The sequence below is a fragment of the Idiomarina baltica OS145 genome (assembly GCF_000152885.1).
GTDB classification, from domain to species: domain Bacteria; phylum Pseudomonadota; class Gammaproteobacteria; order Enterobacterales; family Alteromonadaceae; genus Idiomarina; species Idiomarina baltica.
Genome location: NZ_CH672403.1, coordinates 186442 through 200092, shown reverse-complemented (window position 1 = coordinate 200092; position 13651 = coordinate 186442). Strand labels below are relative to the sequence as shown.

The window sequence follows — 13651 nt, the reverse complement described above, 5'->3', positions numbered from 1 at the left end:
CTGCTTTCTAGTCTAATTTACTTACTTTCCTTTAAATACCGCGTATAACCCAATAATCACGGCGACCACACCACCGATTAAATACCACATGGTGTTATCCGTTGGCTCATTGGTGACCATTTGTGAAGCTTCAGAAGCAAGCGACTGAGACGCCTCATAAGAAAAGTACAATAAAATTGCTCCGACCACTAAAAGAATAAGACCTACGATTTTGTTCATCTGAATCTTCCTAAGTTGTTGTTATGTATATTAAATAATTTAACTACAATGACTACCATAGCATGTATTTTTTAGTTTGACGTCAACGTTACGTCAAATGTCATATATATATTCTTCACCAATATAAGTAAACACTGTAAATGAACTATTACAAAATGGTGAAGGAAGAGCGAGCATGAAAGAAAAAACAATAAAATTGAGTGTCATCGCGCTTGCTGTATCAGCCGTTTGCAGTGCCTCACCGGTTTTGGCACAGCAACAGCAAGCTGAAGAAGTGCCTGAAAATATCGAGCGTATTGTTACTTTGGGTTCACGAGTAAACGGGCGAACGGCCACCGAGTCGGCGTCACCTGTGGACATTATCTCAAGTGAGCAACTGGCTGAGACAGGCGCTTCTGAACTCGGTAAAGCTATTCAAATGAGTGCGCCTTCGTTTAACTTTTCTTCCACCACCATTTCAGATGGCTCGGATATCATTCGACCAGCGACGTTACGTGGTCTAGGACCTGACCAAGTACTTGTACTCGTCAATGGTAAGCGTCGTCATCAACAAGCGCTTGTTAACGTTCAAGAAACCATCGGCAAAGGTTCAGCAGGCTACGATATCAATGCGATTCCAATCACTGCGGTTGAGCGCGTAGAAATCTTGCGGGATGGTGCAGCCGCACAATATGGATCGGATGCTATTGCAGGTGTTATCAACATCACGCTTAAATCAGGAGACGGTGGAAGCGTGAGTGCGGAAATCGGGCAAACTTATGAAGGTGATGGTGAGGTTAATCAAGTTGGCCTCAACTTGGGCACTACGAACGATAAAGGCTACTTTAATTTTACTCTAGAATATCGTGACCGCGGTATGACTAATCGCGCTGCACCAGCGACCTTAGAAGCGACCGGTGGACAATTAATCGGTGACTGGTGGGATCGTAATGGCGATCCTGTTGTACGTTTACATGTGGGGGATGCAGATTCAGAAAACTATTACGCTTGGTTTAACTCAGCCTACACATTGACGGGCTCGACCGAGCTCTATGCTTTTGGTGGTATTTCGTCACGCGATGGTGGCTCAGCGGGCTTTTTCCGTGGTCGCGGACACCCTCGTACAATTGAGACAATCTATCCAGATGGCTTTTTGCCACAACTTAAAACCGAAGCGGATGATCAGTCGATAGCGGTTGGGTTGCGGGGGGACTTACCCAATGCATGGTTGTGGGACGCGAGTATTGTGTATGGCAAAAATGAATTCGGTTTTAACTCTGCCAACTCAGCAAACGTCAGTTGGTATTATGAGCCGGCACCCGGCGGTGGAATCTACGCAGACACGCCGACCGAGGCTTTCGATGGTGAATTAGTGTTTGACCAAACCACCTTCAACCTCGATTTTAATGGCACCATCGACGTCAATAACGAATTACTCTATCTCGCTTTGGGCGTTGAGTTTAGAACCGATGGTTATGAGATCAATGCAGGTGATCCGGTGTCTTGGGCTTATGGTCGTAGCAATGACCCTTCAATAACCATTCTAACGCCTTCCGGTGCGCCCGCAGAAGCCGGTATCCAAGGCTTTCCTGGCTTTAGTCCAGGACAAGAAGTAGATGCCTCACGTGATAGCTACGGCGCATACGTTGATGCCGAGTACTACGTAACACCGGATTGGCTACTTGCTGGTGCGTTGCGTTACGAAGATTACGATATCGCCGGTGACAACATCTCCGGTAAAATCTCAACGCGGTACGATATTACCAATGATTTCTCGGTCCGTGGCACTTTGGCGACCGGTTTTAGAGCGCCCGGTGTGCAACAGATATATTACTCACAAGTGCTTACTAATATCGTAAATGGTACTTTGGTACAAACGGGTACTGTGTCGAATGACGATGAAGTTGCCCGTCAATTTGGCATTAACCGACTCGAAGAAGAAACATCTGAGAGCGCGAGTATCGGTATCATCAAACGTTGGCGAAACGGACTCGACCTAACCATCGATTTGTATCAAATAAATATTGATGATCGCATCGTTATCTCAGAGCCGCTAACGGCAGATATTGGTACCGAGTTCGCAACTATACTCGATAATAACAATCTCGGCGCGGCGCAGTTCTTCACTAACTCTGTGGATACCAAAACGCAGGGTGTCGATATTATCGCGTCATATCCGACAGAAGTTTTGAGTGGCGATCTTGTATTAACTACGGCGTTGAGCTTTGTTAATACCGATGTCGAACGCGTTAACTCAGTCTCATCACTTATCCCTGCCGAGCAGATATTTAACGAAACTCAAGTATTACGCATCGAAGAAGGTCAACCGAGTGAGAAAGCATCGATTATGGCCGACTGGGAGCGTGATCGTTGGAGCGTTAATCTTGCATTTAACTACTTTGGCGCCGTAGAAGGTCAGGCTTTCACCGGTATCAAACATAAGTGGGATGGAAAGTGGCTTACTGACTTGTCGGTCGGTTACGACCTGACTGATGATTTTAAACTGGTCGTGGGTGCAAACAACCTGTTTGATACTTATCCGGATGAATGGGGGAGTGCAGGCGTTCCGTTCTCTCAAGCAGGTTTTAAATATGGCTGGGAAACACTACCTTTTGGTATCAACGGCGGCTACTACTACGTAAAAGCGAAGTACAGCTTTTAATCGCTCACAAAAAAGCCCACCGCAGGGTGGGCTTTCATTTTCTAGCTTCGTAACTTTAGTCGTTTAGGTATGAGGTGAGCATCCACGCAGTTTTCTCTTGCTCGCGAATATAATCACTCATCAGTGCTGAGGTGCCTTCGTCATTTGCGTCATTCGCCAGATCTTGAATTTCGCGTTGTAGGCGAATTGTCGTTTGATAGCTATCTAAGATGTTAGCCACACACGCACGACCATCATGAACGTCTTTGACTTCTTCGATGTCACTGGTCTTGATGTAAGTCGAATAGGCATGCATCGGGCGTTGACCTAATGTCAAAATACGCTCGGCAATTTCATCAATCTTCAACAATAAATCGTCGTAAGTTTCTTCGAACTTGGCATGTAGCTCAAAAAAACGCTCACCTTTAATATTCCAGTGAAAGCCACGAACGTTCATGTAAAAAATCTGATAGTTAGACAACAATTCGTTGAGTTTGTCGGCTAATTGCTCAGCTTTTTTCTCATCTAAACCAATCACTTTTAATTGCTTCATTACCTTTCTCCAGTAAATCGATGCTGTTGAACTGATACGAATCTAGCGCAATTCCGATCAGTTTTGTAGTGTGGCATCGCGTTTACCATCGCGAATATGTGCTTCGCCTCGCTGTTTAGCAAGTTGGATTTGGCGTTCGCGTTCGGCATAGCGCGCCTTTTGCTCTTCGGTTGTCTTGTCGTAGCAGTGTGGACAACTGACCCCTTTCACATAATGTTCCGATTGCTTCTCTTCATTAGTGATAGGCATGCGGCAAGCATAGCACTGGTCGTACGCACCTTGCGCTAAACCGTGTTTTACCGTTACACGCTGGTCAAAAACAAAGCACTCACCATCCCAAAGGCTGGTTTCCTCTGGCACCATTTCTAGGTATTTTAAGATGCCGCCCTTTAAATGATAGACCTCATCAAATCCTTGCTCTTTCAAGTAAGCCGTCGACTTTTCACAACGAATACCGCCGGTACAAAACATGGCTACTTTTTTGTGTTTAGACGGATCTAAGTGCTCCTTGACGTATTCAGGGAACTCACGGAAGGTTTCTGTTTTGGGGTTGACCGAGCCTTTGAACGTGCCTACGGCGTATTCGTACTCATTACGTGTATCAATTAAAAGCACTTCGGGATCTGAGATGAGGTCGTTCCACTTTTCGGGCTCGACATAAGTGCCCACAGTGTTCTTTGGATCCACCCAATCAACACCCATGGTGACAATCTCTTTTTTAAGCTTCACTTTAGTGCGATAGAACGCTTGTTCATCGCTCGGTGACTCTTTATGCTCAATACCAGCGAGGCGTTCATCCGCGTTGATGTGTGCTAGTACATTGTCAATGCCTTGGCGGGTGCCACAGATAGTACCGTTAATGCCCTCACGTGCGAGCAATAATGTGCCTTTGACATCATTCTCTAACATCACTTGGTAGAGTGGTTCACGGAGGGATTCAAAGTCGTTGAGTTCAACGAACTTATAGAGGGCTGCACAGATATACATGTTTACTTCCTTTTTCAGCAGGTCGGATCGCAAATCCGGGGCGTTAAAATCGAGCGGATTATAACCAAATTAGAGCGTTGTGTGTAGGGGGCGAGTTGGGCGTTCAGGATATCTGGTTTAGTTTATTGGTGGGTCTTTCGTTTTTGACATCACTATTGAGTGCTGTCGCGGGTGCTGGCGGTGGCGCTGTGCTTATTGCCGTCCTAGCTTCGGTATTGCCGGCGCATGCAATCATCCCGGTACACGGTTTTGTGCAAATGGGATCGAATGTAGGGCGTTCAGCATTGACGTGGCGGCATATTGATTGGCGGACCGTCATTTGGTTTGTGCCCTTTGGATTGGTCGGAACGCTGCTGGGTAGCCTCGTATTGCTGCAATTACCGCAACATTGGTTGCAGTTGAGTATTGCTGGGTTCCTGTTGTTTTTAACTTGGGGGCCGCAGTTACCTAAATTAATTTTGGGACGTGTTGGTTTAGCGCTGGGCGCGGCATTATGTGGCTTTATTTCACTGTTTGTTGGTGCTTCAGGGCCCGTGGTCGCCAGTTTCGTAAAAGCACGCTTTGATCATAGGCATACGGTGGTGGCGACATTTGCCGCTATTATGACAATGCAACATGCGCCGAAAGCAATTGTCTTTGGCGCACAAGGTTTTGTCTTTGAGCAGTGGTGGTTACTTATCATGTGTATGATAGCCGCCGGTTTTTTAGGAACCTACATGGGGGTTCGCTGGTTAAAGAGAATGACTAACCAGCACTTTGACCAACTCTTTAAATGGGTCATTACCTTACTCGCTCTGCGGTTGCTTTGGACTGCCTTTTAGACGTTTATCCCAGCGCTGCCGAGCATAACGACGCAGGCTTGCGATATTATCGGTTTCGTCCATGATCGGCGTACCTAAAATGGTCTCGATGATATCTTCTAAAGTAATTAACCCAAGCCAACTTCCATGCTCATCGTAGACCAAACACATATGCTGGCGCTCTTGTAGCAGATGCGCCATTAAGGCTTCAACACTCACCGTTTCCGTGACAATTTCAACTGGGCGTGTGAGCTCAGCAAGGGTTGTTTCCTGATCGGCTTCTAGCGCGTCACTGCGAAACAAGATTCCATGCGGCTCCTCGTCAGCATCGATGACTGGAAATCGAGAAAAGGGTAGTTGTTTAGTGTGCTTGTAGAACTCGCCAATGGTCATATCTGGGCGCACTGTCTCGCATACTGTGCGTGGCGTCATGACTTGTTTTACGCGAATATCGTGTAGGTCTAGAATGTTCCAGATAACTCGGCGCTCGTCCTCATCGAGGGCATTTTGCTCAAGTCCCATAGTCGCCATCGCTTTGATTTCTGAGCGCACATCGATATCCGCCTCGTTGGCGCCAATACGTTTGGTGATTTGATCGGACAGCCAGATAAAAGGTTTAAGACTGGTGATTAAGAAGTTCAAAATACCTGGTAGTAGAGGCGCGAGCGAACGCCAAAATTTTGCACCGATGGTTTTCGGAATGATTTCTGACAGAATCAAAATCAGTAAAGTCATGACTGCACTCGCGGCACCGAGATAACCATCTCCGAATACAACACCAACTTGGGCGCCTACACCTGCTGCACCGGCCGTATGCGCGATCGTATTGAGGGTTAAGATAGCGGCGAGTGGGCGATCAATTGTCTGTTTCAATTTTGATAGCTGTTTGTGCAGCTTGGGGCGCTGTTCTTTGAGACCAGCAATGTAGCTTGGTGTAATCGACAGCAACGACGCTTCAAGCATGGAGCACAAAAACGATATACCAATAGCTATAAACGCAAATACAATCAGCAAAAACATGAATGAGTACCTATACGAGTTGAACGCCGATAATAACCATTGCGGCTATAAGTACAACCCCCCAACCAAGCTTAACAGCGTGCTTTTGCCACCATTTTTGTGCATAAGGACCTAACCAGAGAGCGAGTAACGCCAGTCCGTAATAGCGAATACCGCGGGATAGCGCGGATGCCAGCATGAACATAGCAAAGGAGTAGTCAACAGCGCCGGCAGCTAACATCGCTGTTTGAAAGGGGACGGGTGTTACGCCGACTAAAAATACGGCCCAGAAACCTTGAGCTTCGAGTGTGCTTTTAAATTGTTCAAAAGAATCTTCAATACCAAAATAGTTTATTGCCCAAACGCCTGCCGTATCCATGAATGCTTGACCCACAAAATAGCCTGCGGTCGCACCTGTTAGACAACCTGCTAGCGCGACAGAAGCAATGAGCCAAATACGCTGGCGCTCAACAAGCATGTAAGGCACTAATATGAGTTCTAAAGGAATAGGTATAATGGTGGCTTCCAGCGCTGAGAAGAAAAATAAAAGTACCAGTGCATGAGGCGAGTCAATGAGTTTCTGGAACCACTTGTTCGCTTTTTTATCATCCGGTTCAATTTTCTGCGCTGAAGTAGGCTCGTTACTCACTTTAGGTATCCTTTTTACTCGATTAAGTTAATCGTATCGTTATACTGCATAAATTGGAATTTAGTGGATCGTAAAGTCGAAAAATTTCGTAAACTAAACCCAGAATGAAGTTAATAAGGTGTTTCCTCAATGAATTATCGTGGTAATAGCGCGTTCTCGCATCAACAAGCTGATAAAGTCGGTGTTTTGCTCACTAACCTAGGTACGCCCGACGCGCCCACTAAAGCAGCACTCAAGCCCTATCTAAAGGAATTCTTATCTGATCCGAGGGTTGTTGAGTTTCCACGTTGGCTTTGGAAAATTATTCTTAACGGTATCATTCTAAATATCAGGCCTAAGCGTTCTGCGGAAGCTTACAAAACCGTATGGACGGATCGGGGCTCGCCCTTGCTTTATCACACAGAGGACCAAGCCGCTGCGGTGCAACACGCGTTGACGGAGGATTTAGGTGAACATGTGGTAGTGGATTACGCGATGCGTTACGGAAAGCCATCGATCCAAGATGCGCTGGACAGAATGATGCGTGCGGGTGCACGCAAACTACTAGTGTTACCGCTCTATCCTCAATATTCGGCATCGACCGTGGGCTCAACCTTCGATGCAATAGCGAATGACTTTACTCAGCGACGTTGGTTACCCGAGTTTCGTTTTATTTCGCATTATCACGACTATGACCCATTTATCAGTGCTTTAGTTAATAAGATAGAGCGCCATTGGGAAACGCACGGACGTGCCGATAAGCTGATTTTTTCTTATCACGGCGTACCTTTGCGCTACCTGAAAAACGGTGACCCTTATCATTGTGAGTGCTATAAGACCACGCGCCTAGTGGCTGAACGTCTCGGCCTCAGTGAGCACGAGTATATGACAACTTTTCAATCGCGCTTTGGTCGTGAGGAATGGTTAAAGCCATACACCGATGAGACGTTAAAGGCGTTGCCGAAGCAGTCAGTCAAATCAGTTCAAGTGATGTGCCCAGGCTTCTCATCCGACTGTTTGGAGACTATTGAAGAGATAGGTGAAGAGAATCGTGAGTACTTTATCGAGAACGGGGGTGAGCGCTATGAATATATTAGCGCACTCAATGCTGATGAGGAGCATATCTCAGCACTTGTTAGCTTAATTAAAGATAACCTCGCAGGCTGGACTGTGCCCGAGCAGCAGGCCGAAGCGTTAGCGACAAGACAACGTGAAGCTGATAAGGTAGAGCGAAACACGGCGAGTTGAGTCAAGCATGAGTAGCACTCAAGGATTTGGTAAAACATTTAGTTTTATAGCGTGGGGACTTGCCCTCGCGCTATTGGTTTGGTTCTTCCAAGACAAGCTCGAGCAGCAATTTAATCCCAACCAAGACGTTGTTTCTCAGCGACTGGGCGGGCAAACCGTGGTCGAACTGACGCAAAATCGTATGGGCCACTATGTGGTATCTGGCAAGATAAACCAACAACCCGTCACATTTCTTTTAGATACCGGTGCAACGTTAGTAGCGATTCCTCAGCAGGTGGCTGACCGGCTCGGTTTGGTAAAAGGACGCAAGGGTATTTCGGCGACCGCGAACGGACGCATTGTGACCTATCGGACTCATCTGAATACCTTAACGCTGGGTGGAATTACACTGAATAATGTTGATGCATCAATTACCCCAGGTTTGGAGGATGATGTGATCTTGCTGGGCATGAGCGCGTTAAAACAAATGGAGTTGGTACAAAAGGGCGATACATTAACCATTAAATATTAAGAGGTGGTATGAGAGTTAATATTGTGACGATTTCGTTAGTACTCGCGTCTGGCGTTGTAGCGTCAGCGGCCATGGCGCAGCAATCATATCGTGATTGTGCGCTCATTCAGGATGACCAAGAGCGGTTGATGTGCTACGACCGATTGAATGAGCAAGATAAAAAGCCGGTCCCTGCTGCCAAAATGAAAGAGAAAGTCGAGCAGAAGCGTGACAACAATGCTGACTTTGGTTTAGAGCATAAAAAGCTGAAACAAGATGAAAGCATGTCAGTTAAACTGACAAGTCGCGACAAGGATGCTTACGGTAAATGGCTACTTACTTTCGATAACGGTCAAGTTTGGAAGCAAAAGGGCTCAGAAGACTATTTTCCTTGGCACGATGAGGGCAACTATACCATTACGCGAGGCATGTTTAATGCGTATTTTCTGTCACGCAAAGAGGTCAATAAACGCATGAAAATCGAACGCATTAAGTAGTCGCAGGATTAATCACCTCTATGAGTTGCTCGAGCGGCATAGGGCGGTAGAAATAGAAACCTTGTGCCGCTTGGCAGCTACGCCGAGCAAAGTAAGCTGCTTCTTCGGCATTTTCAATTCCCTCAACAGTAATTGACTTATTCAGACCCAACGCCATCGAAATCACTGCCTCAGTGATGGGATGCGATGAGCTATCGGTAAGTACTCGCCGTGTGAAGCTTCGGTCAATTTTAATAATATCGGCGGGTAAATCATTCAAATAAGAAAGCGATGAGTAACCGGTGCCAAAGTCATCAATAGCGATTTTGCAGCCCAGTGTTCTGAGCTCGGCGAGTTGTTTAAATGCAGCCTTTGCATCATCGACTAGCATAGTCTCTGTCAACTCAAACTGTAGTGTACTGAACGGTATCTTGTACTTGTGAGCCAACTGTGTCACTTGACTGACCAACTGGCCATTTTGCAACTGTTTGGGTGACAAATTTATCGACAATATAAAGTTCGGCTGAGCAACATACTGAGCTACCTCACGAATTGACATTTCTAGGATCAAATCGGAAAGCGGCATAATCTGTCCAGTATGCTCAGCTAGCGGTATAAAAACGTCGGGAGGTATCCAGTTGCCTTGCTTATCACGCCAGCGAGCGAGCGCCTCAACGCCGATTATCTGCTCGCTTTTGAGGTCGACGAATGGTTGATAGAAGACTTCCAGTTGTTGGTTTTCAATCGCCACTTGAAGTTGATTACGTAGCGTTAAATCTGTCTGATACTTCAGCCTCATCGCTTGTGTGAAGAAAGCGAAGGTATTTCCCCCACTCTCTTTCGCTTTAGTCATCGCGACGTCAGCATTTTGAATAAAGGCTTCGGCAGAAGACACTTGAAACTCACGCGACGCAATACCGATACTTGCAGTGAGGTACAGATCGATATAGTCGATTTCAAACTTGTCGCGTAGGGCAGTTAACAAAGAACGCGCCACCTCCGTCGACGATGTTTTATCGGCTCCGGGTAGAAAGACGATAAACTCATCGCTACTAAATCTTGATAACTGCGCCGTTGCAGGGCTGACCTCTGCTAAGCGTGTCGCAATACGCTTGAGTAACTCATTACCTGTATGAAGCCCTAAACTATCATTAATGGGCTTAAACCCATCTAAATCAATAAACAAAATATGCGCGTCAGTTGGATTGACCGATAGCCACTGGTTGATATTCGTCTCTAAGACATCGCGACGCATTAGCTGAGTCACCGAGTCAAAATTGGCCATTTGAATCAAGCGACCCTGTTGTTCGGTTAGTTTGCGGTTACTCTCTATCGACTCCAACAACAAAAAGGCAAGAAGGATTCCGGCGATGAGTATGGTTTGATTAACGCGAGCCGCTTGCCAGAATACATGAGCGTCGGCAATAACAGCGTGTAGCTTAATGGGTTGCCCAAGAATCGAAGACATGGTCGATACCTTGTAGGCGTGGATGTCCGTGAGTTCGGACAGTGAAATAACATCAAATGAATCACTACTTATCGGTAATAGGTAACTTTCTGATAGTTCGACGTAACTGTCGAAGATATCTAAATAAGGTATGCGATCGATCCGCATGAGGTCTTTGATATTTAAATTGGCGATTAACTGATCGGCTTCGATGTCTGGGTTAGTGATCGGGTAACTAAGAATTAATCGTGGAGCGCCTTGTTGTAATGAATAGGCGGAAATAACGCGGCTTTCATTATGCACATTATTGGCGCGCCATGCCTTGATTGAAGGCTGTTCTAAAATCTCTTTATCAATATCCGATATCGGGATAGGGCTAAACATCAGCTGTTGACTATCATCGTAGACTCCCATCCACTCAATCAATGAAAAATCGCGCGTGTAGTCCTCAGTATCAATATTGATAATTTGATCGACAGATTCTGCTGGTAATTCGCTCCAACGTCGATAGAGGCGCTGAAGCGCGCTGAATTGAGAGCTGAGCCTTTGGCCAATCACATCCGCTGACTGAGTCAGGTTTACTTCGCCGCGACTGCGTATTTCATTAATGTCGGCATTCGATTGAGCGAACCAAATTGCGATTGTGGCACTCAAGGTTAAGACTAAGCCTGTTAGAGAAAGAATAGATTGCTTTGGGGGCGATTGATTAAAGCAATAAAATAGCATGCCTAAACCGGCAATGAGGCCAATGATGGTGGCTGCTGAAAATGCGATCGGGTTTTGAATCAGTGGGTAGGTATTAATATCGAGCCAAGTAATAGCGAAGCTAATCAGCGCAATGAAGATAAAAATACTACCGACGGCTTTCCAAATAATGCGATGTAATTGAGTCTTACCCGTGGTGATGTAGACCGCTGCTAATATGAAACAACAGGTGGGCAGGAATAGGGGCAATTGTAGATCAGTGGCTTTAAGTGCGTAGAGGCCAGTGGCGAATAAACCAATCCCGCCAATACGTGCAAGCCAGTATCGATGAGCTTGCTGACCGTAAAGTGCGACGCCAATACATAGCGCTGCGGCGCTTAATGACAGACTTGCAGAATTAATACGGCTTGATGGTTCGATAAAAAGATAGTTTGCAAAGCCTAACATTCCAAACAACACGCACGTAAACGCGGCAGTATGAACAACGGAAGTTGATGCATGTTTGAGTAATGCTTTTAACAAAGCGGCTCTCTCTAATTAGGTTATTTTTATTATTGATATTTGTATATTTGCAAGGTAACAGATTATGTCGCTGAGCACATATATTTTTGATCAATGTCATGTAACTTTCTATCAACACCGTATTTGAAGCGACTAACGAACTGTATGCCAAGTGGGAGACGCGCTAGTGTATAAGTACAAAAACAAACGAGGTGAAAACATGGGTTCTAACGCTATAAACTCGGCTCTCGTGCTGGGGATCTTATCTGCTACTGCATTGTCAGGATGCAGCACACCAATTCAAGAGCAACCAACACTAGCGCAAACGCTTGAAACTGGAGGTGCGCTTAAGCCTTTACAAAAAAACATTGAACTCGATCAGGCGGACTTATTTTTTGATATTCACCCTGAGACAAAGTCGGTAATTGGCACAACGACATTGACACTCACCGTAACGGCTGAACAGAAGCAGCTATTGTTAGACTTGGACAACAACTATCGTATCTCATCAATTACCGCCGCAGGGCATCCGGTGAGTGACTTTAGTCACGAAAAGGGCGAGATCCGTTTTACCCTACCTGATAGTGTCACCGTCAACCAGCCGTTCGAGGTAACTATCAATTATGAGGGCCAGCCTCATGTGGCTGAACGAGCGCCCTGGGATGGCGGCTATGTGTGGTCTAAAACTGAGTCAGGTCAACCGTGGATCGCGACCGCAGTGCAAGGTGAGGGATGTGATTTAATTTGGCCCTGCCTCGATCACCCAACGTTTGAGCCGCAGCAAACAGATATTCGCATTCGTGTGCCAAAGGGACTCGTCGCGGCAAGCAATGGTCGACTTATCGAAACCACTGAGGGCGATGATTGGAGCGAATATCATTGGCGTAGCGAACAGTCACAAAATAATTATGGCATCGCGTTAAATATCGGTCCTTACGATAAGCTCGAGACGACCTATCACAGTCGTTACGGGCATGAATACCCGCTTGTATTCTATTACTTGCGAGGCGAGAAGGAAAAAGCACAAAAACTCTTTGCGGAGTTTCCTAAGCAACTTGAATTTTACGAACGGGTCATAGGGCCATACCCCTTTTATGCTGAAAAAATGGGGGTTGTACAAACACCTCATTTAGGGATGGAGCACCAGACCATTAATGCCTATGGGCAGGATTATAAACCAGGGAAGTACGACTTTGACTGGCTACTACAACATGAGCTGGCGCATGAGTGGTTTGGCAACCAAGTCACGAATACGGACTGGGACCATATGTGGCTACATGAGGGATTTGGTACCTATATGCAACCACTCTACGGCCAGTATCTACATGGTGATGCCCTATACCATACAATGATGTATGACCAGCGTATTGGGATTCGTAACGAGCATCCCATTGTTTCAAATAAACCAATGTCCGAGGATGACGTCTACAAAGCCGATCGTGGACCGGGTAGCGATATTTATCAAAAAGGCGCTTGGGTCTTGCACACGCTGCGTTACCTGATTGGCGATGAAGCCTTTTTTAACGCAACCCAACAGCTTGTCTACGGTACGGACGATCCCAAGCCAGGTAACTTCAAGCCACATTTTGCCGATACCCAAGACTTCATCGATGCCGTTAATGCCGAAACGGGAAAAGACATGACATGGTTTTTTGAGCATTATATTTATCAAGCGGCTCTACCCGAGTTAGTCTCCGAACGCGACGGCGACCAACTTACGTTGCACTTTAAATCGGCAGCAAAGGCTCCTTTTACGATGCCCGTCGAAATACGCGTCGGTGGTGAGCTAAGAACCGTTGTCGTATCGAAGGAGGCGAAGACAATTACACTCCCGTCTAACGACGTACACATTGTACTCGATCCAGAGTCGAAAATTTTGCGGCAACAAGATTATTTGGATGAATATTCGGCGTTTGAAGCCAAATAAACGATCCAAAACACCATGGAAGGTTTATTTATTAAGTATCTTTTAGAAACG

12 protein-coding genes are annotated in these 13651 nt (G+C 46.1%); 6 read left to right on the top strand and 6 right to left on the bottom strand.

All coding sequences use genetic code 11. The annotated features are described in order from the left end of the window. Nucleotides 1-21: 21 nt before the first annotated feature. Entirely contained in the window at nucleotides 22-219 is a 198-nt protein-coding gene (locus tag OS145_RS02350; protein ID WP_006954416.1) for a DUF3185 family protein, read from the bottom strand. A gap of 175 nt (nucleotides 220-394) precedes the next feature. On the opposite strand from OS145_RS02350, the gene OS145_RS02345 reads away from it, so the two are divergent. Beyond that, nucleotides 395-2860 carry a TonB-dependent receptor plug domain-containing protein gene (locus tag OS145_RS02345; protein ID WP_006954415.1) on the top strand — a complete coding sequence of 822 codons (2466 nt, stop codon included), beginning with the start codon at nucleotides 395-397 and terminating at the stop codon, nucleotides 2858-2860. 55 nt (nucleotides 2861-2915) lie between these two features. On the opposite strand, the gene OS145_RS02340 is transcribed toward OS145_RS02345, so the two are convergent. Next, the gene (locus OS145_RS02340) at nucleotides 2916-3392 is read right to left on the bottom strand and encodes a Dps family protein (RefSeq protein WP_006954414.1); all 477 of its coding nucleotides are present in this window, start codon (nucleotides 3390-3392) and stop codon (nucleotides 2916-2918) included. Between the two features lie 57 nt (nucleotides 3393-3449). Then, complete coding sequence (trhO, locus tag OS145_RS02335) at nucleotides 3450-4379, bottom strand: oxygen-dependent tRNA uridine(34) hydroxylase TrhO (protein WP_006954413.1); 930 nt, start codon at nucleotides 4377-4379, stop codon at nucleotides 3450-3452. A 95-nt stretch (nucleotides 4380-4474) separates the two neighbouring features. Between trhO and OS145_RS02330 the strand changes: the two genes are divergently transcribed. Beyond that, nucleotides 4475-5200 carry a sulfite exporter TauE/SafE family protein gene (locus tag OS145_RS02330; RefSeq protein ID WP_006954412.1) on the top strand — a complete coding sequence of 242 codons (726 nt, stop codon included), beginning with the start codon at nucleotides 4475-4477 and terminating at the stop codon, nucleotides 5198-5200. On the opposite strand, the gene OS145_RS02325 is transcribed toward OS145_RS02330, so the two are convergent. Together OS145_RS02325 and OS145_RS02320 are read right to left on the bottom strand one after the other, a co-directional pair. Beyond that, the gene (locus tag OS145_RS02325) at nucleotides 5165-6199 is read right to left on the bottom strand and encodes a CNNM domain-containing protein (protein WP_006954411.1); all 1035 of its coding nucleotides are present in this window, start codon (nucleotides 6197-6199) and stop codon (nucleotides 5165-5167) included. The genes OS145_RS02330 and OS145_RS02325 overlap by 36 nt on opposite strands. Before the next feature lie 10 nt (nucleotides 6200-6209). Continuing rightward, nucleotides 6210-6827 carry a YqaA family protein gene (locus OS145_RS02320; RefSeq protein ID WP_006954410.1) on the bottom strand — a complete coding sequence of 206 codons (618 nt, stop codon included), beginning with the start codon at nucleotides 6825-6827 and terminating at the stop codon, nucleotides 6210-6212. Nucleotides 6828-6956: 129 nt separating this feature from the next. On the opposite strand from OS145_RS02320, the gene hemH reads away from it, so the two are divergent. The 3 genes from hemH to OS145_RS02305 are packed head-to-tail and all read left to right on the top strand — an operon-like array spanning nucleotide 6957 to nucleotide 9041. Beyond that, nucleotides 6957-8054: a ferrochelatase gene (hemH, locus tag OS145_RS02315; RefSeq protein WP_006954409.1), complete on the top strand. Its 1098-nt coding sequence runs from the start codon at nucleotides 6957-6959 to the stop codon at nucleotides 8052-8054. Nucleotides 8055-8061: 7 nt separating this feature from the next. Then, the gene (locus OS145_RS02310; protein WP_006954408.1) at nucleotides 8062-8565 is read left to right on the top strand and encodes a retropepsin-like aspartic protease family protein; all 504 of its coding nucleotides are present in this window, start codon (nucleotides 8062-8064) and stop codon (nucleotides 8563-8565) included. A gap of 8 nt (nucleotides 8566-8573) precedes the next feature. After that, on the top strand, nucleotides 8574-9041 hold the full coding sequence (locus tag OS145_RS02305) for a hypothetical protein (RefSeq protein WP_006954407.1): 468 nt from the start codon (nucleotides 8574-8576) through the stop codon (nucleotides 9039-9041). Here the strand turns inward: OS145_RS02305 and OS145_RS02300 are convergent. Continuing rightward, complete coding sequence (locus tag OS145_RS02300; protein WP_006954406.1) at nucleotides 9034-11694, bottom strand: putative bifunctional diguanylate cyclase/phosphodiesterase; 2661 nt, start codon at nucleotides 11692-11694, stop codon at nucleotides 9034-9036. The genes OS145_RS02305 and OS145_RS02300 overlap by 8 nt on opposite strands. Nucleotides 11695-11893: 199 nt before the next feature. Between OS145_RS02300 and OS145_RS02295 the strand changes: the two genes are divergently transcribed. Continuing rightward, nucleotides 11894-13600, top strand: a complete 1707-nt coding sequence (locus OS145_RS02295; protein ID WP_050749967.1) for a M1 family metallopeptidase — start codon at nucleotides 11894-11896, stop codon at nucleotides 13598-13600. Nucleotides 13601-13651 lie beyond the last annotated feature (51 nt).

Excerpts from the sequence above, each read along its gene's own strand:
- OS145_RS02345 (WP_006954415.1), top strand. The coding sequence starts at position 395 with ATGAAAGAAAAAACAATAAAATTGAGTGTCATCGCGCTTGCTGTATCA.
- OS145_RS02295 (WP_050749967.1), top strand. The coding sequence starts at position 11,894 with ATGGGTTCTAACGCTATAAACTCGGCTCTCGTGCTGGGGATCTTATCT.
- OS145_RS02325 (WP_006954411.1), bottom strand. The coding sequence starts at position 6,199 with ATGTTTTTGCTGATTGTATTTGCGTTTATAGCTATTGGTATATCGTTT.
- OS145_RS02305 (WP_006954407.1), top strand. The coding sequence starts at position 8,574 with ATGAGAGTTAATATTGTGACGATTTCGTTAGTACTCGCGTCTGGCGTT.
- hemH (WP_006954409.1), top strand. The coding sequence starts at position 6,957 with ATGAATTATCGTGGTAATAGCGCGTTCTCGCATCAACAAGCTGATAAA.
- OS145_RS02310 (WP_006954408.1), top strand. The coding sequence starts at position 8,062 with ATGAGTAGCACTCAAGGATTTGGTAAAACATTTAGTTTTATAGCGTGG.
- OS145_RS02350 (WP_006954416.1), bottom strand. The coding sequence starts at position 219 with ATGAACAAAATCGTAGGTCTTATTCTTTTAGTGGTCGGAGCAATTTTA.
- OS145_RS02340 (WP_006954414.1), bottom strand. The coding sequence starts at position 3,392 with ATGAAGCAATTAAAAGTGATTGGTTTAGATGAGAAAAAAGCTGAGCAA.
- trhO (WP_006954413.1), bottom strand. The coding sequence starts at position 4,379 with ATGTATATCTGTGCAGCCCTCTATAAGTTCGTTGAACTCAACGACTTT.